The 24,042-nt window shown below is 61.3% G+C and carries 21 protein-coding genes; 15 read left to right on the top strand and 6 right to left on the bottom strand.

Translation table 11 applies throughout. The features are described from left to right. Positions 1-318 carry a hypothetical protein gene (locus MON38_RS07615; protein WP_241935564.1) on the bottom strand — a complete coding sequence of 106 codons (318 nt, stop codon included), beginning with the start codon at positions 316-318 and terminating at the stop codon, positions 1-3. Here MON38_RS07615 and MON38_RS07610 point away from each other — a divergent pair. The 4 genes from MON38_RS07610 (at position 317) to MON38_RS07600 (ending at position 6,337) form a co-directional block, all read left to right on the top strand. After that, the gene (locus tag MON38_RS07610; protein ID WP_241935563.1) at positions 317-3,715 is read left to right on the top strand and encodes a UvrD-helicase domain-containing protein; all 3,399 of its coding nucleotides are present in this window, start codon (positions 317-319) and stop codon (positions 3,713-3,715) included. The two genes, MON38_RS07615 and MON38_RS07610, sit on opposite strands and share 2 nt — an antisense overlap. A gap of 59 nt (positions 3,716-3,774) precedes the next feature. Further along, on the top strand, positions 3,775-4,521 hold the full coding sequence (locus MON38_RS07605) for a hypothetical protein (RefSeq protein ID WP_241935562.1): 747 nt from the start codon (positions 3,775-3,777) through the stop codon (positions 4,519-4,521). 191 nt (positions 4,522-4,712) lie between these two features. Further along, entirely contained in the window at positions 4,713-4,847 is a 135-nt protein-coding gene (locus MON38_RS22655; RefSeq protein WP_277881397.1) for a hypothetical protein, read from the top strand. Between the two features lie 173 nt (positions 4,848-5,020). Then, positions 5,021-6,337: a leucine-rich repeat-containing protein kinase family protein gene (locus tag MON38_RS07600; protein WP_241935561.1), complete on the top strand. Its 1,317-nt coding sequence runs from the start codon at positions 5,021-5,023 to the stop codon at positions 6,335-6,337. A 114-nt stretch (positions 6,338-6,451) separates the two neighbouring features. Here MON38_RS07600 and MON38_RS07595 read toward each other — a convergent pair whose 3' ends face one another. Beyond that, on the bottom strand, positions 6,452-7,666 hold the full coding sequence (locus MON38_RS07595) for a hypothetical protein (RefSeq protein WP_241935560.1): 1,215 nt from the start codon (positions 7,664-7,666) through the stop codon (positions 6,452-6,454). Then, positions 7,667-8,596 (bottom strand): alpha/beta hydrolase, encoded by a 930-nt coding sequence (locus tag MON38_RS07590; RefSeq protein ID WP_241935559.1) that lies wholly within the window; start codon positions 8,594-8,596, stop codon positions 7,667-7,669. 152 nt (positions 8,597-8,748) lie between these two features. Between MON38_RS07590 and MON38_RS07585 the strand changes: the two genes are divergently transcribed. Next, positions 8,749-9,570 (top strand): transporter, encoded by an 822-nt coding sequence (locus tag MON38_RS07585; protein WP_241935558.1) that lies wholly within the window; start codon positions 8,749-8,751, stop codon positions 9,568-9,570. A gap of 94 nt (positions 9,571-9,664) precedes the next feature. Then, positions 9,665-10,117: an META domain-containing protein gene (locus MON38_RS07580; RefSeq protein WP_241935557.1), complete on the top strand. Its 453-nt coding sequence runs from the start codon at positions 9,665-9,667 to the stop codon at positions 10,115-10,117. A gap of 65 nt (positions 10,118-10,182) precedes the next feature. On the opposite strand, the gene MON38_RS07575 is transcribed toward MON38_RS07580, so the two are convergent. From MON38_RS07575 to MON38_RS07565, 3 genes are all read right to left on the bottom strand, one after another. Beyond that, positions 10,183-10,977: a hypothetical protein gene (locus MON38_RS07575; protein WP_241935556.1), complete on the bottom strand. Its 795-nt coding sequence runs from the start codon at positions 10,975-10,977 to the stop codon at positions 10,183-10,185. A gap of 84 nt (positions 10,978-11,061) precedes the next feature. Continuing rightward, positions 11,062-12,402, bottom strand: a complete 1,341-nt coding sequence (locus MON38_RS07570; RefSeq protein ID WP_241935555.1) for a M20/M25/M40 family metallo-hydrolase — start codon at positions 12,400-12,402, stop codon at positions 11,062-11,064. Between the two features lie 131 nt (positions 12,403-12,533). Next, the gene (locus MON38_RS07565) at positions 12,534-15,974 is read right to left on the bottom strand and encodes a pyruvate carboxylase (protein WP_241935554.1); all 3,441 of its coding nucleotides are present in this window, start codon (positions 15,972-15,974) and stop codon (positions 12,534-12,536) included. Between the two features lie 218 nt (positions 15,975-16,192). On the opposite strand from MON38_RS07565, the gene MON38_RS07560 reads away from it, so the two are divergent. The 9 genes from MON38_RS07560 to MON38_RS07520 all read left to right on the top strand — a co-directional run bounded on the left by MON38_RS07560 (position 16,193) and on the right by MON38_RS07520 (position 23,952). Further along, positions 16,193-16,798 (top strand): hypothetical protein, encoded by a 606-nt coding sequence (locus MON38_RS07560; protein WP_241935553.1) that lies wholly within the window; start codon positions 16,193-16,195, stop codon positions 16,796-16,798. Positions 16,799-16,817: 19 nt separating this feature from the next. Continuing rightward, entirely contained in the window at positions 16,818-17,396 is a 579-nt protein-coding gene (locus MON38_RS07555; protein WP_241935552.1) for a hypothetical protein, read from the top strand. Positions 17,397-17,466: 70 nt separating this feature from the next. Continuing rightward, on the top strand, positions 17,467-18,183 hold the full coding sequence (locus MON38_RS07550; protein WP_241935551.1) for an SDR family NAD(P)-dependent oxidoreductase: 717 nt from the start codon (positions 17,467-17,469) through the stop codon (positions 18,181-18,183). A gap of 92 nt (positions 18,184-18,275) precedes the next feature. Next, entirely contained in the window at positions 18,276-19,601 is a 1,326-nt protein-coding gene (locus tag MON38_RS07545; RefSeq protein WP_241935550.1) for a cryptochrome/photolyase family protein, read from the top strand. Between the two features lie 106 nt (positions 19,602-19,707). Further along, a complete protein-coding gene (locus MON38_RS07540; RefSeq protein WP_241935549.1) occupies positions 19,708-20,337 on the top strand; it encodes a TetR/AcrR family transcriptional regulator in 630 nt (209 codons plus the stop codon). Between the two features lie 102 nt (positions 20,338-20,439). After that, entirely contained in the window at positions 20,440-21,750 is a 1,311-nt protein-coding gene (locus MON38_RS07535; protein WP_241935548.1) for an ABC1 kinase family protein, read from the top strand. A 99-nt stretch (positions 21,751-21,849) separates the two neighbouring features. Next, entirely contained in the window at positions 21,850-22,395 is a 546-nt protein-coding gene (locus MON38_RS07530) for a hypothetical protein (protein WP_241935547.1), read from the top strand. A gap of 40 nt (positions 22,396-22,435) precedes the next feature. After that, positions 22,436-23,314, top strand: a complete 879-nt coding sequence (locus tag MON38_RS07525; RefSeq protein WP_241935546.1) for a dienelactone hydrolase family protein — start codon at positions 22,436-22,438, stop codon at positions 23,312-23,314. 167 nt (positions 23,315-23,481) lie between these two features. Further along, positions 23,482-23,952 (top strand): Mpo1 family 2-hydroxy fatty acid dioxygenase, encoded by a 471-nt coding sequence (locus MON38_RS07520; RefSeq protein WP_241935545.1) that lies wholly within the window; start codon positions 23,482-23,484, stop codon positions 23,950-23,952. Positions 23,953-24,042 lie beyond the last annotated feature (90 nt).

Here is a 24,042-nt window from a genome sequence, read left to right as displayed (position 1 = left end):
TCACGCATGCGCTTGGTCAATTTGGCTGCTTGTCGTACCACAATTCAAGCACACAAAAACATTGATTACGCAGCAGTCTGCTAAATCATAATCATCTCCAATTGAATCAATAGTTGCGTAACAAGTCATAGGTTGTTTGCACATAACGCAGGACGGAATTTCTACATTTTCGCCTGTTGGTTCTCCACCTAATTTGTGTCTTGTTCCAGCGACATCATTCCATTTGTATCCGACAGCCGCTTTCGCTTCTTCAGTTGTTGGTGAAGGAATCAATTTAATTTCTGGAATCAGCATTTCAGTTTTCTCCATTTCAATCATGCCTCCTTCCTTCCGCATCTACTCCTCTTCGGCCGGCTCGGGGAAGACGTACCAATTAACGAAAGAATACCTGCTGCTGGCGCTGGGGGCTGATGACCCGGCGTATTTCAAGCGGGTGCTGGCCATTACGTTTACCAACGATGCGGCGGGGGAAATGAAGCACCGCATTGTGGATGCGCTGCGGAATTTCGCCTACCCGACGGCGGGCAAAACGGATGCGCTGCTGGCTGATATTGCGGCCGAGCTGAAGCTGCCGGCGGTGGAGGTGCGGCGGCGGGCGGCGGCCACGTTTCGGCTGGTGCTGTACCACTACGCCGATTTTGGGGTGAGCACGATTGACTCGTTTGTGCAGCGGATTGTGACGGCGTTTACCCGGGAATTGGGCTTGCCGGCCACGTTTGAGGTGGAACTGGATACGGATGCGGTGCTGCAAAGCGCAGTGGCGGCGCTGCTGGACAAGGTGAACCGCGACCCGAACAGCAGGCTACTGTCGCAAACGCTGGCGGAATATGCGCTGGGGCAGGCCGAAGAGGGCAAAAGCTGGAGCCGCCTGCCGGAGGAACTGGCCGGGTTTGGCCGGGTGCTGTTTAACGAGACGGTGCAGGAGGCGGTGGCGCAGCTGGATAGGTTGAGCCTGGCCGATTTCCGGCGACTGGACAAGGAAATCCGGGCGCGGCGGACGGAGATTGAGGTGGCGTTTGAGCAGACGCGAGAGGTGGCGCTGGCGGTGCTGGACGCGGCGGGAGCGACGGAAGCCGACTTTTTCCAGGGCAAACGCGGCATATTTGGCTACGTGCAGAAGGGCGTGGATTTGCTGGCGCCTGACGCGGGACCGAATAGCTACGTGCGCGCCACGCTGGCCGATGATAAATGGTACAGCGGCAAAATCAAAACGGCGGCTGACCGGGAGCGGGTGGATGCGGTGAAGGAACCGCTTGGCCAATTGGTGGCGACACTGGATAAATTGCGCGCTGATTATTTGCCAAATTATGTATTGCTGGCGGCGATGCAGCCGTATTTATTCCACGCGTCGCTATTGAGTGAATTAAATAAAATAGTGGAGCAGATTAGCCGCGAGCGCAACGTGGTGTTGATATCGGAATTTAACCGAAGAATTGCCAGCATTGTGCTTACGGAGCCGGTGCCGTTTTTGTATGAGCGGCTGGGCGAGAAATACGAGCATATTCTGATTGACGAATTTCAGGATACGTCCGTTTTGCAGTGGAATAATTTGCTGCCGCTGGTGGAAAACACGCTGGCGAATGGGCATTCCAGCCTGGCGGTGGGCGATGCCAAGCAGGCCATTTACCGCTGGCGTGGGGGCGAGATGGAGCAGATTCTGCGGCTGCACCAGGGCAACACGGAGGCGCTGGCGGCAAGGGCCCGCGAGCCGGAGATGCGCGAGCTGCTGCGGGGGCGCTACGAGGCGTTTCGGGGGAAGCTGGAGCCGCGGGCGTTGCAGGTGAACTACCGGTCGGCGCGGGAGATTATTGACTTTAACAACGCGTTTTTTGAGGCGGTGAGTGCGCGGCACGAGGCGTTGGGGCTGGTGACGGGGATTTATGACGCGCATTTTGGGCAGGAGGTGCCGAAATCGCAGCGGGCCGACCAGCAGGGGCATGTGGAGCTGTTATTTACCCAAAAAGATGCGCCCGCCCTCATCTACGACCCCGCCACCGGCACCTACACCGCCGAGCCCCTCCCCGGCCACGCCCCGGAGGCGCTGCTGGGCTACGACGAAAGCACCTGCTACCTCACGCTTCAATTGATAGAGCAGGCCCTGCGCGATGGGTATGAGTTGCAGGACATTTCGGTGCTGTGCCGCACGCGGGGGGCCAGCAAGACCATTGCCAAGTTCCTGAAAGAGCGCGGCTACGCCATTATTTCGGCTGACTCATTGGCGCTGGAATTTGCGGAGGTGGTGAACCTGCTGGTGAGCATCTTGCGGGTGCTGCACCAGCCGGCCGATACGCTGGCGCGGGCCGAAGCCTTGCTGCTCGTGGACAAGGTGGTGCGCGGGCTGGCCCCTACGCCGGCCCGCGCCCGGCACATTGCTACGGTGGCGAATGCGGCGGGCGGCACGTCATTTTTTGATGAGCTGCGCGACCTGGGTTATGATGTGAACGAGGCCGAAACCGGCAACCTGGGCCTCTACGAGCTGGCCGAGCGGCTGCTGAATCTGTTCGGGCTGCTGGGGCGCAACGGGGAGAGCGAGTACCTATTCCGCTTCCTCGATTTGACGCTGGAATACAGCCTGAAATTTGGCAACAACCTGGGCAATTTCCTCACGCACTGGGAGGAGCGCAAGGGGCGCATCAGCATCAACGCGCCGGGCGGGCGGGCGGCTATTACCATCACCACGGTGCACAAGGCCAAGGGGTTGGCGTATGGGGTGGTGATTGTGCCCTTTGCCGACTGGAGCCTGGAGCCGCACCGGGGCACCCTGCTGTGGGGGCATTTGGAGGCTGGCCAGAAGCCCATCGAGCTGATGCCCGACGTGGCGGTGGTGAGCCTGAGCAAGGGTATTCAGCAGACGGTATTGGGCGGGCAGTACGACGAGGAGCGCGAGAAAACCTTCCTCGAAGGGCTGAATACGCTGTACGTGGCCTTCACCCGGCCGCGCCACCGCCTCTACGTCATCAGCAAGCGGCCGGAAGACAAGAAAACCACCAAAACCGACGAGCTGGACGCCGCCGCGCCCACCACGGCCGCCCGCACCGTGGCCGACCTGCTCCACGGCTACCTGCTGGGCCGCGGCGAGTGGCAGGAAGAACAGGTGTCTTTCATAGTGTCTCAAGGCTCTCCCGCCGCTAAGAAACCTGACAACAAACAACTAACAGCAAACAACTACGAACTCACCAACCTCGCCGCCGCGCCCTGGGAGGAGCGTCTGAAGCTGCGCCGCCACGCTACCACGCTCTTCGATTTTGACGAGCAAAAGGCCCAGAGCGAGTGGAACCGCAAGCTGCACTTTGCCCTGCGCCGCCTGCTCACGGCCGCCGATGTGGGCCGGGTGGCCAGCCAGCTCGTGGCCGAGGGGATATTGAGCGCCAAGGAGCGACCCGCGCTGGTCGAAAGCCTGGAAACGCTGGTGAGCGACCCGCGCCTGGCCCCCTACTTCGCCCCGCACCTGAGCGTGGAAACGGAGCGCGAAATATTGGTGGGCGGCGTGAAGCTGCGCGACTACAAGCCCGACCGCGTGGTGCTCGAACCCTCCCTAGAAGAACACCACCGCCTGGGCGGCCGCGTCACGCTGCTCGATTTCCGCCTGCCCCCGCCGCAGGAGAAACACAAGCGCCTGCTGCGCAACTACGCCACGCTATTCGAGCAGCTGGGGTACGCGGAGGTGCGCGGCGTTATTTATTATTTCGGGACGGGGGAAGTGGTGGAGGTGTGAGAAGTAATTTTGAGTAGTAGCCCCTGACTCCATATCCATTCTATGAGAGAAGCAGAGTAATGAAAAATAAACTGACACGCATTTTTACAATCGTCGCACTACTTGCCGGGTTGTTTACTAGTTCGTCATACGGTCAAACGTTTGGCATTGAATCATTCGATGGAAGCAAACAATTGATTGAGATATCGCCACTTAATGAGAGAGGCACTTTAACTATAAAAGGCGCAAGAAATACTATTCACATCAGCAACATTAATTACATTGACACGGTCCATCTACTTAACAAACAATTTTTACTAATTACTTATCACTTTCGTGCTGGCAGTGGAATAAGTGCGGCCAAAACGCTGCTTCTATCCACCAATAACCAGACCCTATGCGAATCATTTCACATAACTTCTTTATTTAAAGAGGAATTTTTAGATTTTAGCAAGCCACTTCCCGCTTCAGATTCAGTAATGAAGACAAGTGTGAAAACCGTTCATAAAGTAAACTTGTCTTTATTAAGGTGCAACGGTGATAATTACACGATAAGAGCGACTATTCACGATGAAAGAAAATCAATTGATGAGCCTAATACTAATTACAATAACGACATTGTATCAAACCTAAATTTTGACAGAAGCAAAAATATCTTTTACAGTTCACAGGAAGAAATAGCGCCGTACTTCACAAGAGCTTATGCCAAAAAAAAGCACAGCGACAAAGAAAGTATCAAGGGCATATTCCCTGTAGCTAAATTGGGAAAACAATTATCATATTACAAGGCGGGCAAGTGGCACGAGCTGCCGGAGGTACCAGAGTAGTTTGGATAGGAGTAGTAGGCCAGATAAACCCCGCTTGCTGAACCCTCGGCTACGCCAATAGCCGGGGGTTCGCATTATTAGAGGCGACCGCTGGCCGGGGACTACCTGCGCGTGGAGCTAAGATGGGCGGGCGGGCCACCCAAGCCGGAAAACATTCTCGGCTGCACTTGCCCGGCAAAGTGAGCAAATTGATGAGCCAGAAAGACACCGCGAAGCTGGAGCTGCGCAAGGTGCTGCAAGCCGTGGTGTACGCGCCGAAGGCCAACTACCCGGACACGTTTGAGGCGGAGTTGCGGGCGTGGGGCTTCCGGAAGGAGAGCTATTAGGAGCCGAATGGCTTAATAGCAAGAACGTCATGCTGAGCGAAGCCGAAGCATCTCTCCCGCAGTAGTAATCCCAGTCGATTGGATTAGTTACGCGGAAGAGATGCTTCGGCTTCGCTCAGCATGACGTCCTTTTTTTGTGCTGATGACGGGCAAACCAGCCGACCTTTGCCCCCATGCACACCCTTGCCCAACTGCGCGCCGGCCAGCTTCACGGCCTCAAGCGCCTGGATTTAGCCGAAGGTCTTACCGACTTCCCCCGCGAAATTTTCGCGCTGGCCGATTCGCTCGAAGTTCTCAACCTCAGCGGCAACGCCCTTGCCGCTTTGCCCGCCGACCTGCCGCGCCTGCACCGGCTGCGGGTGCTGTTTTGCTCCGATAACCAGTTCACCGAAGTGCCCGCCGTGCTGGGTCAGTGCCCCGCGCTGGAGATGGTCGGCTTCAAGGCCAACCGGATACGGACGCTGCCGGGTGCAGCCCTGCCCCCCGCGCTGCGCTGGCTCATTCTTACCGATAACCAGTTGGCCGAGCTGCCGGCCGAAATCGGCCACTGCCCGCAGCTGCAGAAGCTGATGCTGGCCGGCAACCAGCTCACCGCCCTACCCGAAACGCTGGCCAATTGCACCAACCTGGAGCTGCTGCGCATTGCGGCCAACCGCCTCACGGAGCTACCGAAATGGCTACTGACAATGCCGCGCCTGTCGTGGCTGGCCTTTGCCGGCAACCCGTTTGCCGAGGCGGCCGAGGCGGCAGCTTTGGCCCGCAACCCCATTCATACCATCGACTGGGCCGATTTGACGATGGAGCAGCAACTGGGCGAAGGGGCTTCGGGCGTGATTTACCGGGCCCGCCGTGCCCACGCCACGCCGGCCGAAGTGGCGGTGAAGCTCTTCAAAGGCGCGGTGACAAGCGACGGGCTGCCGCACAGCGAAATGGCCGCCTGCATCAGCGCCGGCCTGCACCCGAACCTGATTGCCGTGCGGGGCAAAATCGACGGGCACCCGGCCGGAGCCGAGGGACTGGTGCTGGAACTGATTGCCCCGGCGTTTGGCAACCTGGCCGGCCCGCCCAGCCTGGCCACCTGCACCCGCGACGTGTACGCAGCCGGCACCGAATTCCGGTTGGAAACCGCCTTGCGCATTGCCACCGGCATTGCCAGCGCAGCGGCTCACCTGCACGCGCAGGGCATTCTGCACGGCGACTTATACGCCCACAACATCCTCAATACCCCGGCCGGTGATGCGTTGCTGGGCGATTTCGGGGCCGCCTGCTTTTTCGCGCCCGATGACGCTGAACAGGCTACCGCCTTGCAGCAGCTGGAAGTGCGCGCCTTTGGCTGCCTGCTTGAAGAACTGTTGACGCACTGCCCCGAAGCCGATGAAGCACCCGGAGCCAGCGCGACGCTCTGGGACTTGCAGCGGCGCTGCGTACAGCCGCAGGTAGCGGCCCGGCCCCTGTTTGGGGAGATTGTACGGGTATTGGAAGGAATGTAGAGACGCGACACTTCGCGTCTCGGCGTTGCACGGGGATGTATGAACGATGTTCGAACGGCGCATGCGCCGAGACGCGAAGTATCGCGTTTCTACATCGTTCTGGCATATTCACTCTTACTCTTCCAGCCGCTGGTAGCGAATGCGTGGCGGTTGGCTGGTGGTGTCGATGTAGAACGCGAAGCCACTGCCGGCGCTCTGCAGCTCCAGGCGCACCTCGTGGCGGCGCTGCGGCGGTACGAAGCGGGGCATGGCCGCAAAGCGCACCTCGGTGGTGCGGGCGGGCGCGGCGGCCGGCACCAGGCGCAGGCCGCGCTGTTCATCAAGCAGATAGTGCACCCCCGCCACGTAGCCGCGCGGAATGGTGAAGCCCAGCTCCTCGTAGAAGCCGGCGTAGCGGAAACGGCTCAGCACCCGGCCGGTGCCGAGGTGGCGCACCTGCGCGTTGGCGGCTTGCTGCTGCTGCTTGGTGGGCGTGCGGCCGTAGGTTTCGGGCTCGCCGGGCGCGTGAATGACGCGCGACTTGCCGGGCGCGTACACCACCAGCATCGTGGTATCGGTGAGCAGAAAGGCGCCGGCTAGGTCGGCATCGGCGCGGTGCAGGCGCAGGGCGGGCTGGCCCGGCCGCAGCAGCTCGGAGCCCGTGAGCAGAGCGCGGCCGTTGGGCGTGAGGGCGGGGTCGCAGTCGGCCCCGCTGCCGGGCGCGCGCCCGTCGCTGATGCGCAGCACCCGGCCGGTGAGGTCGAGCAGCAGCACGGCCTGCGAGCCCACGTCGCTGTCGGGCACCATAAAATCGACGGTGAAAACCAGGGCCCCGAAGGCCGGGCTGTAGGCCAGCAATTCGGGGCGGTAGGCTTCGCTTTCGGTCACGATGTCCTGCCCGGCGGCCTTGTAGAAATCTGCTTTGCGCAGCTGGCGGCGGAACAGCTGCTGGCCCGCCGCATCGTGCAGCGCAAACGTGAAATGCCCTTGGTAGCCGCGCGCCTGCTCATAGTGCCCCGGGTAGGGCTGGTAAGTTGTTTTCAGGCGCTGGGTCGAGTCCGTTTCGGCTTCGATGCGCAGCCAATACGGCCGGCCATTGAGCACCACGGCGGTATCGAGCACGGCCGGTGGGGCCCAGCCCGGGCGGTACACCGGCGCGGGTGCTGGCGCTACCGGCCGGGGTGCCGGCGCCGGAGTGGCAGCCGGTGGCGGGGCCGAAGGGGCCACCGCCACCGAAACCGGCGAGGCCCGCTTTTCGGTCAGATAGGCTTTCTGCTCGCAGCCAACCAGGGCCATAGCCAACGCCATGCCCAGCACCAGCGCACCAACAACGGGTAAGGGTATTCTCATCTATTTGGTAAGCCAGCCGTTGGCATCGAGCCAGTTGCGCAGGCGGTCGGTCCAGCGGTCGGGCGTGGTCGTATTGTTCAGGCCGAAGCCGTGGCCGCCGCGGGGGTAAAGATGCAGTTCGGCCGGCACTCCGTGGCGCAGGCAGGCCTGGTAAAATACGATGCTGTTGTTCACAGGCACCGTTTTGTCGTCCTCGGCGTGCACCAGAAACGTGGGCGGCGTCCGGGCCGTCACGTGCAGCTCGTTGGAATACTGGCGTACCAGTTCGGCCGAGGGGTTCTTGCCCAGCAGGTTATCGCGCGAGCCGGTGTGTCTGAGCGTGTCGCTGAAACTGATAACCGGATACAGCAGCACCAAAAACGCAGGCCGCACCGACTCCGGGCCGGGGCTGTCGCCTACGGGCCGGGCAAAACTGGTGCCGGCCCAGGCCGCCAGGTGGCCGCCGGCCGAAAAGCCCATCAGGCCGATGCGCTCGGGGTTAAGGCTGTACTTCGCCGCTTGCTGGCGCACGAAGCGCAGGGCCTGCTGGGCATCGAGCAGCGGGGCGATGGATTTGTCGGGCTGGCTTTGGTCGTTGGGCAGGCGGTATTTCAGCACGAAGGCCGTTACGCCCATTTCGTTCAGGTGCTTGGCCACGTCGTAGCCCTCGCTGTCGATGGCCAGCCGGGCGTAGCCACCGCCGGGGCAAATGACCACCGCCGTACCATTGGCCGTGCCCGGCGCGGGCGTAAAAACCGTGAGCGTGGGCTGCACCACGTTGGAAATCCGCACGCGGTTGCCCGATTCCGTTACGCTGGTTTCGCGCACTTGGCTGGGCTTCGAATCGGGAATGGTGCCGGAGTAGAGCGGCAGCGTGGACTGGGCCCTGACCGGGGCCGCCAACAGCAGCAGCGGCAGCAAGCGGCCCAGCAATATACGGAAGTGCAACATGCGGCTTGTACGGCCCAACGGCTAAAATAGGTGCCTTGCAACGGCCTAAATCCACCCGAATTCTCAGGCTTTCAGCACAAAGATAAACGTATAAAATTCGGGCATTCGCAACAAATTCTGAACGATGCCGTAGCGGTGGCGGTCTTTACAGCATGCGAAAGACCACTCTGCTGGCCGCCGCCGCCCTTTTGGGCAGCCCCGGCCTCACCCTGGCCCAGAACACGGCTGAAGAAAACAACCCCAATGTTGACGCGCCGTTCGTTCGCAACATCCGCGCCGACCGCCCCGGGCAAACCATCACCGCCCAGGTACTGGAGCCCGGCCGCTTCCAGCTCGAAACCGGGTTTCAGCGCCAGTTTGGCGGCCCCGGCTTTGCCCAAAGCGCGAGCGGTGCCACGCTCCGCATCGGCTTCTTCAACAGCATGGAGCTGCGCGTGAGCCAGCCCTATTTCCACAACGGACCCACGATTTCGACCGAAACCGGCACCCTGTCGGCCAGCGGCTGGGCGCCGGCAGTGGTAGGCGCGAAGTTTATGCTTTCGCCCAACTACAACACCCGCACCCAAGTAGCCATTCTGGCCGAGTCGGCGGTGCCCAATTCGGGCAGCTTGGGCCTGCGCCAGCAGGGCTGGGCTCCCTCGGGCCGCCTGCTGGTAAGCCAGCAAATCGGCGAGCGGTTCGGCCTCGAAGGCAACTTTGGCTTCAGCCAGCCCGGCCTGCAGGTGCAGGATTTGCAGAAAGGCCAGTTCCTGGGCACGCTGGCCCTGAATGGCCCTCTCAGCGCCAAAACCGGCTTTTTTGTGGAAGCCTACGGCTATGGTCGCCAGGCGTTAAGCACCGGCACCACCACCGGCCTCTACTACCGCCCGATGCCCGCGGTGCGGGTCGACGTTACGGCCGGCCGGGTGCTGGGCGGCGCGGCCGCCGGCACTGCCACCGTAGGCGGCGGCCTCACGTTCAAAATCGGCCAGTAGCAGCTAAGCAGAACACTAGTTGCGCCAACATTCAGCAAAAGCCTGCGTACTCACGCAGGCTTTTCGCGTTATATGCGCTTCTAACCTACTTGCTATGCGTTTCTCCTTTTTGATGCTGGCCCTGCTGGCGGCCGGCTGCAACACCCGCCCCGCACAGGAAACAGCCGCCACTCCCCCACCCGCCCCAACCACACCCGATGCGCCGCTGCGCGAAACCCGCTGGGTGCTGCGGCAGCTGGCGGGCCAGCCCGTATCGGTGCCGGCCAATACCCGCGAGGCCTACCTCACCCTGCGCGCCGACGGCACGGCCGAGGGCAACGGCAGCTGCAACCGCTTCCGGGGCAGCTTTTTCAGCGAAACCGAGAGCGAGCTGAAATTCAGCCCGCTGATGAGCACGCGCATGAGCTGCCCGGCCATTGCCACGGAAAACGCTTTTACCACCGCGTTGGGCAAGGCCAACAGCTACGAAATCAGCGGCGACACGCTGCGGGTACTGGACGCCAGCGGCGCGGCCGTGGCCCGGCTGGAGGCAGTGTACCTAAAGTGAATACGGACTCGGCAGCTGGTTCAGCTGCCGAAAAGCATCGGCCCTGCGGGCAATGCTTGCGATAATCAATTTTTCGTGAATGCGTTGTTGAGCTGCAGCATCATTTCGCTAAGCTCTGCATCGGTGCGAGGCGTTGACTTATCTTTCGCTACAACAGCCGCAACAGCAGGCTGGCGTGTGGCTACCGCGTTCAGCACGCTGGCTTTCGTGGGCTTAACAGGTACGCAAACGCCATCGGCCCACTGCAGGTAATACCGAATATTGCTGCGAAATACATCGGTTGTTTTACCAGCGTTATAGCCAGGCATGCCCTGTTCCTTAACAAGCGTTTTGCGCTGAAACCGTAGTAAGCTGAGTTGATTACCCGCAGCCAGAACTTCGGCATAGGCAACCGCAGTGCCTGTTACCAACCCGTCGGGCAAGCGCTCAAAGCGCCGCTCCAGCAGCTTGTTGTTGGCGCTGTTGAGCTGCAATGCGAAGCCTTTTACGCTTTCGGAGGAGAGAATAATAGAATCGCCCTGCGGCCGGCGTACCCACAATTCCTGCGCCGCTGCATCGAACTTGAGCCAGCCAGCCGCGGGCTTGGTGCCACCAGCCGAACTCACCGTTCCCCGCAGCCAGGCGGGCACCAGAAAAGGCGTGCCGCGCAAGTCATGCTCCCTGGTATCAAAGGCCAGAATGTCCAGGCTATTATTGCTGGCGGCGTTCACCACATCCATCTTGCCAACGCGGGCTGCGTCTTTGGCAATTTGCCTGTCGATACTGGCGGGCGACTCAGTGGTTGCCGACTTGGCCGTTGATTGCGCGGCCAAGGGCCTTATGGCACTAAAAATCAGTGCTGCGAGAATTGAAAATCGCATAAAACGAGGCAGGAATGCTGTGGAAGGGATGTAGCATTCCAAAAGTAGCGGAACAGCCCCTATTCCACCACCGACTCGCAGCAATTATTTCCGGTCGTCGGTCAGCGGCGGGATGCGGCTGGGCGTCTGCTTGCCGGCCACAATGCCGCTGGCACTCTGCGCGATGGCCTGAATGACTGCCGTCATGTTGGGCAGGTTCAGGCTTTCCACTTCGTCATCGACGGAATGGTAGAGGCCGTCCATCGGAATCTGGTCGGTGCTGATGGTGTGGGCCGGCACGCCGAGGCGGGCCAGGGTGGCATTGTCGGAGCGGTAGAACAGGTTTTGCTCGGGGTACGGGTCGGGCTCGAAGCGGAACTTGCTGCCGGCCAGGTTGGCCTGTAGCAGCTTGCCAAAATCGGACCGTTCGTAGCCGGTGATGAAGGCCGTGTTGGGGCCGAATTTGGCTTCCTTGCCAATCATCTCAATGTTGAACATGGCCGCCACCTGCTGCGGGTCGAGCTGCTTCGAGAAGAATTGCGAGCCGAAACCGCCCACTTCCTCGGCCGCGAAGGCCACGAAGATGAGCGGCCGGGCATTGTCGTTTTTCTGCTTGAAATATTCGGCGAGAGCCACCACGGCGGTAGTGCCGCTGGCATCGTCGTCGGCGCCGTTGGCGATGGAGTCGCCGGCCACCGGCTTGAGGTAGCCAAGGTGGTCGTAGTGACCGGAGAACACCACGTTTTCTTTGGCACGCTTGGGGTCGTGGCCGGGCAGCATGCCCACCACGTTGCGCAGCTGCACCGGCTCCAGCACGCTGCTGGCGCTGATGCGGTAGGCGAGCGTGGCGGGCTTCGGGCCGAGCACAAACACCGTCGAAAACGGCTTCGGCGGCTCGGCGCTGGTGCTGCCTTTGGCCGCGTAGCTCGCCAGCTGGCGGAAGGCTTTTACTTGCGCAGTATCCACAAAAACCAGCGTGTTGGCCGTGGGGCGCAGGTAGGAGAACAGCTTGCGCCGCTCGGCCGGCTCGGGGCCAATAACGACCACGGCCGGCTGCTCGGCGTCTTCACTGGTCCAGCGCAGGGTGGGCTGGCCGGAAATGGCCACGGCCTGCAGCGGCGCCATCGTCTGGCCGTTGATGACGGCCGCCACCGGACTGGTCTGGCCCTGGTACACGGTGAGGATTTGCTCGAAACTGGTTTGGCCGGGCAGCGGTTTCAGGCCGATGCGCTTGAATTCGGCGGCCAGAAACTGAGCCGCTTTCAGGCCGCCGGGCTGGCCGGTGCCGCGGCCCTGCATGTCGTCGGCGGCCAGGGTCTGGATAACGCGCGTGACGGTAGCCGCCGAAACGGTTGCGGCTTTGGGGGCGGCGGGGCGGGCGTCTTTTTTCTGGGCCGCGGCGGGCACGGTGGCCAGCAGCGCCCCAAGAAGAACAAGTTGTTTCATTGTCTACCAGGAAGTAGGTTGATATTAATGCAAGACAAGCGTAGAGACGCATATTTGCGTCTCGTCGTGTGCGCCGTCTCGACGGCATTGTTCAACGACGAGACGCAAATATGCGTCTCTACATTTATCAACTAACCCAGCGTCAGCACCAAATCATCGGCGCTCACGCGGGTGCCTTCGGGCAGCACCACGTCGGCCACGGTCAGGTCCTGCGGGGCCGTGATGGTGGTTTCCATCTTCATGGCTTCGATGACGAAGAGCGGCGTGTTTTTGGGTGCGGCCTGGCCGGGTTTCACCAGCACTTTGCTGAGCATGCCTTGCAGTGGCGCGCCCAGCTGGCGCGGGTTGGCTTTGTCGGCCTTGGCATTGCTGATTTTGGTGACGGCCACCGACTGGTCGCGCACCTGCAGGTTGCGGGTCTGGCCGTTGAGGGTGAAGAAGATGGTGCGACAGCCTTCCTCATTGATGTCGCCCACCGATTCCAAGCGCACGATAACCGACTTGCCCCGGGCAATTTCGATGATGGTTTCCTCGCCCGATTTCAGGCCGTAGAAGAACGTCGAGGTCGGCACTTTGCTCACGTTGCCAAATTTCTGGCGGTGCGCCCAATACTCCTCAAACACCTTCGGGTAGAGCAGCGACGAGAGCATATCGGTGAATTTCGCGCCGGGAAATTTCTCCTGAAACGCTGCCCACTCCTTGTCGAAATCGATGGGTGCTAGGTGGTCGTTGGGCCGGTCGGTGAACGGGGTTTCGTTCTTGAGAATCAGCTTTTGCAGTTCGGCGGGCCAGCCGCCTTCGGGCTGGCCAATGTCGCCGCGAAACAGCTCGCGCACCGACTCGGGGAAGTTCAGGCCTTCCCCTTTATCCATCACGTCCTGCGGCGTGAGATTATTCGACACCATAAACAGGGCCATGTCGCCCACCACTTTCGAGCTGGGCGTCACCTTCACGATGTCGCCAAACATCAGGTTCACGTCGGCGAAGCGCTGCTTCACCTCCTCAAACTTGTCGAGCAGGCCCAGCGAGGCCGCCTGCGGGCGCAGGTTGGAATATTGGCCGCCGGGAATCTCGTGCTGAAACACCTCCGAAGTGCCCGCTTTCAGGCCCGACTCGAACGGGTAATACATCTCGCGTACGGCCTCCCAGTAGTTGCTGAACTCGTTGAGCGAATGCTGGTTGAACTCGCGGTGGCGCGGCGTGCCCCGGAACATTTCGACCACCGAATTGAAGTTGGGCTGCGAGGTGAGACCCGAGAGCGAGCCAATGGCCACATCGATGACGTTGGCCCCGGCTTCCACGGCTTTGGCGTACGTAGCAGGCTGCAGCGAGGAGGTGTCGTGGGTGTGCAGGTGAATGGGCAGCTTCACGGTATCGCGCAGGCCCTGAATCAGCTCGGTGGCGGCGTAGGGCTTGAGCAGGCCGGCCATGTCCTTGATGCAGAGGATGTGCGCGCCGGCATCTTCGAGCTGCTTGGCCAGCTTGAGGTAGTAGTCGAGGGTGTATTTGGTGCGGTTCGGGTCCATGATGTCCCCGGTGTAGCAGATGCTGGCTTCGGCCAGGCGCGTGGTTTTGTTGCGCACGAAGCCGATGCAGGCTTCCAGCCCTTTCATCCAGTTCAGCGAGTCGAAAATGCGAAAAACGTCCACGCCCGTTTCGGCCGCTTGCTGCACAAACCGCTCGGTCAGGTTATCGGGGTAAGCCTTGTAGCCCACGCCGTTGGCCCCGCGAATGAGCATTTGTAGGAGGATGTTCGGGATGGCTTCGCGCAGCTTGGCCAGGCGCTCCCAGGGGTCTTCGTGCAAGAAGCGCAGGGCCACATCGAACGTCGCGCCGCCCCAGACTTCGAGGCTGAACGTTTGGGGATGCTGCTGGGCGTAGGCACGGGCCACTTTCAGCATGTCCCAGGTGCGCATGCGGGTGGCCAGCAGGCTCTGGTGGGCGTCGCGCAGGGTGGTGTCGGTGTAATGAATCAGGGGCTCGTTGCGCAGCCACTCGGCAAATTTTTCGGGGCCCAGCTCGTCCAGCTTCTGCTTGGTGCCGGGGGTTGGCTCGGTAAATTCGGAGTGCGGCAGGTGCGGGCGGCGCGGGTTGGCGCGCGGGTCGAGCAGGTGGCGCACGTCGGGGTTGCCGTTCACCACCGTTTCGCCGATGAAGCCGAGCAGGCGCGTGGCGCGGTCCTGCCGGTTTTCGAACTGGAACAGCTCGGGCCGGTCCTTGATGAAATCAACGGTGGCGTGGCCGGTCTGGAATTCCTCGTTGCCGACGATATTTTTCAGAAACGGAATGTTGGTTTGCACCCCGCGCACCCGAAACTCGTCGAGCGCGCGCAACATCTTTTGGGCCGCCGCGTGCAGGGTGGGCGCGTGGGCCGAAATTTTCACCAGCATCGAATCGAAAAACGGCGACACCACCGCGCCCTGATACACCGAGCCCTCGTCGAGCCGGATGCCGAAGCCGCCGGCCGAGCGGTAAGCCACGATGGTGCCGTAGTCGGGCTTGAAGTCGTTGGCGGGGTTTTCGGTAGTCACGCGGCACTGCACCGCAAAACCAGCGCGCAGCGGCACCACATCGGGGCCGAGGCCAATTTCGGGGTCGCTGAGCTTGTAGTTGGCGGCGATGTAAATCTGGGTTTTAATCAGGTCGATGCCGGTAATCATCTCGGTTACCGTGTGTTCTACCTGAATGCGGGGGTTCACTTCAATAAAGTAAATCCGGTCCTGCTCGGGGTTCACCAGAAATTCCACGGTGCCCACGTTGTCGTAGCCCACGGCCCGGCCGATGCGCAGAGCGTACTCATACAGGAGGTGGCGCTGGTGGTCGGGCAGGTTCATGGCGGGCGCTACTTCCACCACTTTCTGGAAGCGGCGCTGCACCGAACAGTCGCGCTCATACAGGTGCACGAGGTTGCCGTGGTGGTCGCCCACCAGCTGAATTTCAATGTGCTTGGGGCGCTCCACGAATTTTTCGAGGAACACCGTGTCGTCACCAAACGCATTCAGCGCTTCGTTGCGGGCCTCAAAAAAGCCTTTTTCCAGCTGCTCATCGTCGCGGATGATGCGCATGCCGCGCCCGCCGCCGCCGCTGGCCGCCTTCAGCATCACGGGGTAGCCGATGCGGTTGGCTTCGGTTTTAGCGGTTTCAAAGTCGACCAGCTCAGCCTCGCTGCTTTCGATTTGGGGAACCTGGCACTGCTGGGCCACTTCCTTGGCGCGCACTTTGTCGCCGAGGGCCTCCATGACTTCGGGGCGCGGGCCGACGAAAATGATGCCTTCTTCGGCGCAGCGGCGCGAGAGCATGGCGTTTTCGGAGAGGAAGCCATAGCCGGGGTGGATGGCGTTGGCGCCGTTTTCCTTGGCGATGCGGATGACGCCTTCGATGTCCAGATACGGCTTTAGCGGCTCGTCGTCGCGGCCAATCTGGTAGGCTTCGTCGGCCTTGTAGCGGTGCTGCGAGTACCGGTCCTCGTAGGTGTAGAGGGCGACGGTGGGGATGTTGAGCTCGGTGGCGGCGCGCATCACGCGAATGGCAATTTCGCCGCGGTTGGCGACCAGGAGTTTAGTTATGTTCATAGAAGCAGTGGGATAACAGGCGCGAATACGGCGAAACTACGCCAAAGGCTGTAGAAACATCAATACAAACGTTTGCACAAGCTGCAATTAATTGCCCGTCAACGGCAAATGGTCTGTGTTACCAATTTGTGAAGTACTGGTGCAACCAATTTCACCGGTGCCGTATCTCTGCGAAAGCTTCCGCGCAAGCCTGTGCCTTTCCAACATCTTTTCTTCCAATGGCTTCTCATTATCACTTCCTGCCGGCCCTACTGCTGAGCCTGACAGTGCAGGCCCAATCGGCCCCGGGGGCGCCTCCGGCGGCGTCATCGTCGTGGCAAATGGGGTTGGGCGTGGGCAATGGCCTGGAAATGCACGGCGGCTACCGCGCCCAGCGGTGGGTTTCCTATGCCCGGGTTCGCGGCAAAATTTGGGGGCCGGATGCAGAGCCGCGGGCGCATCTGTTTGGCGATGACATCAATGCTTACTCGCAGCAGTTCGAAGTGGCTGCTGGCCTGGTGGGCTACCCCCTGAAAGCCGGTAAGTCGATTGTGATAGTGGCCGCAGGGCTGGCCTACGTGAACGGCCGGCAGCTGGGCGAATACCGCTACAGCCTGCGCAAAAGCGGCCTGTTTACCTCCGATGCCACCCACTACTATGCCTACCGCGACTACGCAGCCCTGGGCCTGCCGCTGGAGCTGGCCTGGCAAGCGCCCGAGTTTGCGCACAGCAGCGTGCGGCTGGGCCTCACGGGCCAGGCCAACCTAAACCCGCAGCACTCGGTGTACTGCCTGCTTTCGACGGTCCAATTCGACCTGGCGCGCTGGTCGGCCGCTGGCCGCTAACTCTTTCATTTATTGAACCATGCCTCGTTTTTTGTTGTGCCTGTTGCTCGGCGCCTTCGCGGGCTGCACCCTCGCCACCACCGACGTTGAGCCCGCGTTGCCCGATGTCCCGGTTTTTCAGGGCAATACGGTTGAATACCATTTAAATGGCGTGCCAGTGGTCGCCCACGATTATGGCCAGTCGCTGCTAGCGGCCATTTTTTCGTTTGGCCGCTGGGCGAAGCCGGTGAATGGCCTGCTCTATCCCGATAGCACGCTGCAAATCAATTCGGCCGATACGCAGAATTACGAGTCCCGCAATTCGGTTTTGCACGGGCTCACGTTTCAGCTGGCGCACTTCCGCGGCGCAGGGCGGTACCTGCCCACCCCAACGGCCACTACCCTGCAGCTTGCCACCCGCGACGCCGCCAACCAGCACTGGCTACCCGGCCCCGCACAGATGCTGCCGACGCAGAACCCCGGCATTATTGAAATAACTGCCTGGGACCCCAACACCCGGCATATTAGCGGCACTTTCGCCCTGCGCTTCGCGGCTGCGGGCAATGCGGCCGCCGCCGAGCTGCAGGACGGCCGCTTCGACCTGACTCTCGAATTTTAAGCCGAGGGTCGCCAACCCTATGGGTAGCCCCGCTGTTGTGCTGGCTCACGCTTTTCTCGCTGGGCCACCTATGCAGTTTTCCGACAAAAACATTCTGGTTATCGGCGCCTCATCCGGCATTGGCCTGGCCACGGCCACGCTGCTCACCGGCCTCGGGGCCAACCTGTTCACGGCCTCGCGCCACCGCTCGCCCGAGCTGGCAGCCCTGAACACCACGTACTTCGATTACGACGCCACGCAGGAAACCGGTGCTACGTTCGATGCGCTGCCCGACGTGCTGCACGGCGTGGTGTACTGCCCCGGCAGCATCAAGCTGCGCCCATTTGAGCGCATCCCCGTGGCCGATTTTGCGGCCGATTTCGACCTGAACGTGCTGGGCGCGGTGCGGGTGCTGCAAGCGGTAATGAAGCGCCTGAAAAAAGCCAAAGGCACCGCGTCCGTCGTGCTGTTCAGCACCGTGGCGGCCGATACAGGCATGAGCTTCCACGCCAGCATTGCCACGGCCAAAGCGGCCGTGGAGGGCCTCACGCGGGCTTTGGCGGCCGAGTACGCCGCCAGCGGCGTGCGCGTAAACTGCATCGCACCCTCGCTCACCAACACGCCCCTGGCCGCTGCATTATTGAATTCGCCCGAGAAGGTGGAGGCCGGTGGCAAGCGCCACCCCTTGCAGCGCATCGGCCAGCCCGAGGATTTGGCCTACACGGCCTCATTCCTGCTCTCCGACCACAGCTCGTTTGTGACCGGCCAGGTACTGGCCGTGGATGGCGGCATGGGAAAATTGAAGTAGTGTTTTTGTTGTCAGTTGCTGGTTGTCAATTGTTAGGAGCAGATTATCGGTTGATTAACCTAAGGACTGACAACCAGCAACTTACAACAAATATGAAAATCTGCATCTTCTGGTACCGGCGCGACCTGCGCATTCATGATAATGCGGGGCTGGCGGCAGCGCTGGCGAGCGGCCTGCCGGTGCTGCCGCTGTTCATCTACGACCAGGAAATCCTGGACCATCTGCCTGAAAAGGCTGATGCCCGGCTCACCTTCATTCATGATGAAGTAGAAAAGCTGGCGCAGGAAACCGAAGCGGCGGGCGGCACTTTCCTGGCCCGTTACGGCGCGCCGCTGCAGGTGCTGGAGCAGTTGGTGCAGGACTTTGAGGTGGCGGCCGTGCACACCAACGAGGACTACGAACCCTACGCCACCGAGCGCGACACGGCCGTGGCGAAGCTGCTGAAAAAGCACGGCATTGATTTTCACACTTATAAGGACCAGGTGATTTTCGCCAAAGAGGAGATTATGACCAAGTCGGGCACCGTTCCCAAGGTTTTCGGCGCTTATTTGAAAGCCTACACGGCCAGGTTGACCGATGAGCTGCTGGAGCCGCACGACTCCAAAAAGCTGTTCAAAAAGGATTACCTACACCACGTTTCCCGGGAAAAAGCTGGGGCCCGGCCTACGCTTGAAAGCATGGGGTTCGAACGCAAAGAGCAGCACTTCCCGCCGGTGAAGCTGCCGGCCGAAAGCATCGTGCGCAACTACCACAAAACCCGCGACACGCCCGCCAACGAGCACGGCAGCACCCGCGAGTCGCTGAACCTGCGTTTCGGCACCCTGAGCGTGCGCGAGGTGATGCGCCAGGCCAGGGCGCTGAACCCAAAGCTGCTGGCTGAAATCATCTGGCGCGACTTCTTTATGATGCTGCTCTGGCATTTTCCCCGCACGGCCACCGAGAGCTACGACCCTAAGATGCGGCACATCGAGTACCGCAACAACGAGGACGAATTCCGGGCCTGGTGCGAGGGCCGCACCGGCTACCCGCTCGTCGATGCCGGCATGCGCCAGCTCAACGAAACCGGCTATATGCCCAACCGCGTGCGCATGACCGTGGCCGGCTTTCTGGTGAAGCACCTGTTCATCGACTGGCGCTGGGGCGAGCGGTATTTTGCCGATAAGCTCCTCGACTACGACATGGCCAACAACGTGGGCAATTGGCAGTGGATGGCCGGCACCGGCGCCATCTCGGCCCCGTGGTTTCGGGTATATAGCCCCGAGAGCCAGCAGGCGCAGGTCGACCCCGAACTGAAATACATCCGGCGCTGGGTGCCCGAAGTGGGAACTTCAAAATACCCCGCGCCAATTGTGGAGCACAAATTTGCCCGCGAGCGGGCCGTGGAGGCCATTCGGGCGGCGCGCATTGCGGCTTCGTAGCGTGGACTCGGCGAGTCCGCGCCTTGCAGAACGTTCGCCCGGGCGCGGACTCGCCGAGTCCGCGCTACAATCCGAACCTAGCGCCCCCTCAACCGGTTACACCAGCATGGAAAAGGACCGCATCAAACAAGCCTACCTCGACTTCGTGCTCAACGAAGGCCACCCGCCGCAATCGGTGTTTAAGCTGACCCAACAGCTGGGCGTTGCCGAGTCGGAATTCTATCAGCACTACCCGAATTTCGAAGCCATCGACCGCGAAATCTGGGCCGATTTCGGCCGGCAGGCCCGCGAAACGGCCGCCGCCGAGCCGGTGTGGGATGGCTACGGCAGCCGCGAAAAGCTCCTGGCCTTTTACTACACGCTGCTCGAAATCCTCAAAAACAACCGCTCCTATGCGCTGATGAGCCTGCGGCGCTCGCTGCATCGCATTCCGGCGCTGTCGCCCCGCGTGCTCGACGACTTTCGACAGGACTTTGAATACTTTGTAAGCGACCTGCTGCGCGACGGCCGCGTGACTGGCGAAATCGCCAACCGCCCGCTGGTGCAGGATGGCTACCCGCGCTTTTTCTGGCAGCAGGCGCTGTTCGTGCTCGGCTATTTTGCCAAGGACGACACCGTGAACTTCGAGCGCACCGATGCCGCCGTGGAAAAAGCCGTGACGCTGAGCTTCGACTTGGTGGGCCGCAATACGATTGACTCGGCCGTGGATTTCGTGCGGTTTCTGGTGCGAAAGTAACAGTGTAGGGGCGGGGCTTGCCCCCGCCCGAATCGTTGAACGAACCCGCTCAACGACAAACTCCCGACGATTCGGGCGGGGGCAAGCCCCGCCCCTACTGCTATGTCCGACGAACCTCAAACCTCGCTGCCGACCACCAAAGTGGCCCGCGCCGCCCGCTTCGCCAAAACCGGCTTCAACGTCGGCACCAACTACATTAAGCACTACGCCAAGAAGGCCGTGGGCTCAGAATCGACCACCGAAGACCTGCACGCCGCCAACGCTGCTGAACTATACGGCACGCTAAGCGAGATGAAAGGCTCGGTACTGAAAGTGGCGCAGATGCTGGCGATGGAGAAAAACATGCTGCCCACGGCCTACGCCGAGCAGTTTGCCCAGGCCCAGTATTCGACCCCGCCCCTCTCCGGCCCGCTGGTGGTGAAGGCTTTCCGGGATGCGTTCGGGAAGTCGCCGTTTCAGCTTTTTGACGAGTTTGAGCCGGAGGCGCGGCAGGCGGCCAGCATCGGGCAGGTGCATTTTGCCCGCAAGGATGGCAAAGCGCTGGCGGTGAAGGTGCAATACCCCGGCGTGGCTGACAGCATCAAGTCGGACATCCGCTTAGTGAAGCCCATTGCCCTGCGCGTCATGGGCCTGAACGAGGCCCAGGTGCGGCCCTACCTGGAAGAAGTGGAAACGCGGCTGCTCGAAGAAACCGACTACAAGCTGGAACTGCGGCGCGGCCAGGAAATAGCGGCCAAGTGCCAGCCGCTGCAGCATCTGGAGTTCCCAGCCTATTATCCCGAATTTTCTACGGCCCGCATTCTCACCATGGACTGGCTGCCCGGCCAGCACCTCAAAGAATTTCTGGCGACAAATCCATCGCAGGAAATTCGCAACCAAATCGGCCAGGCGATGTGGGATTTCTACCAATTCCAGTTCAACGAGCTGCACCAGCTGCACGCCGACCCGCACCCCGGCAACTTCCTGATGCGCGCCGAGAACGGCGGCACCCTCGGCGTGCTCGATTTCGGCTGCGTGAAAGACGTACCGCAGGATGTGTACGAGCTGTTCAAAGACCTGCTGGCCCCCGAAACCTTCGCCGACGAAGCCCGCCTCGAAGCGCTGCTTGCCCAGGCTGGCGTGCTGCGCGCTACCGATGCGCCCGCCATGCGCGCCCTCTACCTGCGCACCATGCAGGCATCGCTGGAGCTGGTGGGCTGCCCCTTCCGCCAGGCCACGTTCGATTTCGGCGACCCGGCCTACATGGCCGCCCTCTACGCCCTCGGCGACGACCTCATGGCCGACCCCGAGCTGCGCAAACAGCGCGAACCGCGCGGCTCCGAGCATTTTATCTATTTGAACCGGACTTACGTAGGCCTCTTCGCGCTGCTCACCGAACTAGGCGCTTCGATTGCAACGGGCATTTTGGTGTAGCATGGACCTGTAGCGCGGACTTTGTAGTCCGCGTCTCCGCGCCGTCTTAACGACTGCCGTTTTGGGGCGCGAACTAAAAGTTCGCGCTACTTTGCTCCCATGAACCTCCGAACCGAGCTACTGCGGGAACACTCGGCGAGCCAGACCCAGCGACTGGCCGACTACGCCTGCGCCCACCCCGCGGCGCTGGCCGAACTGCTCCAGCTGTTCTGGTACGGCGCAGAACGGGAGCGCCAGCTGGCCGCTGACGTGCTGGGCTGGGTTGGCGAACGGAAGCCTAAATGGCTGGTGCCCCACCTGCCGGGCCTGCTGGCCGCCGTCCAACCCGGCCCGGAGCAGCACCCGGCCATTCGGCGGGCCGTGGTGCGGGTGTTGCAATTTGTGCCTGTGCCCGAGGAGTGGCAGGCGCTGGCTTTCGATACTTGCCTGGCCCTGTTGCGGGCACCCCGCGAGCCGGTGGCCATTCGGGCCTACGCCCTCACGGCCGCCGCCCGGCTGGCCGACCCCTACCCCGAGCTGGCCGCCGAAGTAGTGGCCGCCGCCGAAGCTGCCGTAGCGACCACCGATTCGGCCGCGCTGCGCAGCCGGGCAACGCGCGAATTGCCGAAACTTCGCCACCTTGCGCGGGAAGTTTTACCAGGTTAGCTGTTGCGCTTGCTCATTCGTTTCACTTCTTACTGTTTTCATGTTCACCAAAAAACTACTCACGCTCGGCGCGGCCCTGCTGAGCCTCTCGTTCTCGGCCTCGGCCCAGCAGATGGCCAGCTGCTGCGCCCGCCCGGCTGCCAACCTCTCGGCTTCGGCCACCGAGGCCTTCGCCATGCTCGCCGCCGACAAGGACTTCTCGGGCGGCCACGATGCGCCCCTGCCCTATTCTTATGCCGGCGAGGGCAAAATGATTGAGTTCAAAACGCCCGACGGCAGCACCGGCAAGGGTTTCGAAATCAAAAGCGCCAAGCCCAGCAACAAGTACCTGTTCGTGATTCACGAGTGGTGGGGCCTGAACGACTACATCAAAAAAGAAGCCGCCACTTTCGCGGCCGAGCTGCCCGGCGTCAACGTCATCGCCATCGATTTATACGACGGCAAAGTGGCCACCACGCCCGAAGAAGCCGGCAAATACATGGGCGAGGTGAAAACCGAGCGCGCCACGGCCATCCTCAAAGGCGCGCAACAGTACGCCGGCCCCAAGGCGCAGCTGGCCAGCATCGGCTGGTGCTTCGGCGGCGGCTGGAGCCTGCAGGAAGCCCTGCTCGGCGGCAAGCAGACCGTGGGCTGCGTGATGTACTACGGCATGCCCGAAAAGGACGTGGCCAAACTCAAAACCCTAAATTCCGACGTACTGGGCATCTTCGCCAGCCAGGACAAGTGGATTAACCCCGAGGTAGTAGCCCAATTCAAAAAGGACATGACCGCCGCCGGCAAAAGCGTCACCATCGAGAGCTACGACGCCGACCACGCCTTCGCCAACCCCTCCAATCCCAAATTCAAGAAGGACGACGCCGCCAAAGCCCACGGCCACGCGCTGGCCTACCTGCGCGGCCGCTTCAAGCTGAAAGCATAGGTTTCGTTTGGTCTGCAATAGAAAAGCCTTCCCGATTGGGAAGGCTTTTTTTGTGCTACTTTGGTGAGCCTGAACACCAGCGCTGTAGCGCGGACTTGTAGTCCACGCCCACACTACACCATCCTACTCGCGGACTACAAGTCCGCGCTACTTCAATTCCCACCGCTATGGCCCCGCTCGCTTCCCTGCTGTCCGAATACGGCGAAAGTCACCAGAACCCCACCAATAAATTGGTGCACTGGGTGTGCGTACCGCTGATAATGTTCTCGCTCATCGGGCTGCTGTGGGCCATTCCGGTGCCAGTGGCCATCCAACAAATCAGCCCCTGGCTGAATTGGGGCACGCTGGTAATGGCGCTGGCGCTGCTCTACTACGTGCGGCTGAGCGGGCGACTAGCCTTGGGCATGGTGCTAGTATGGGTGGCCATGGCGCTGGCGCTGCGCGTGGTGGCGGGCGCGGCGGTGCTGCCACTTTGGAGCATCTGCCTCATCATCTTCGCCCTGGCTTGGGTAGGCCAGTTCTGGGGCCACAAGGTGGAGGGCAAGAAACCCAGCTTCCTCAAGGACCTGCAGTTTTTGCTCATCGGGCCGCTGTGGCTGTTGCATTTCGTGTACCGCCGCCTGGGCTGGGGGTATTGATTGCGCCTAGTGGGGTATTGTCATCCTGAGCGCAGCGAAGGACCTTCTCACAACTGAATCACTATTGAGTAGAATTCTGCGAACGTGAAA

The organism is Hymenobacter cyanobacteriorum (genome assembly GCF_022631375.1).
GTDB classification, from domain to species: Bacteria; Bacteroidota; Bacteroidia; order Cytophagales; family Hymenobacteraceae; genus Hymenobacter; species Hymenobacter cyanobacteriorum.
The sequence above is the reverse complement of the archived record's forward strand: the minus strand, read 5'-3'. Positions and strand labels throughout refer to the sequence as shown.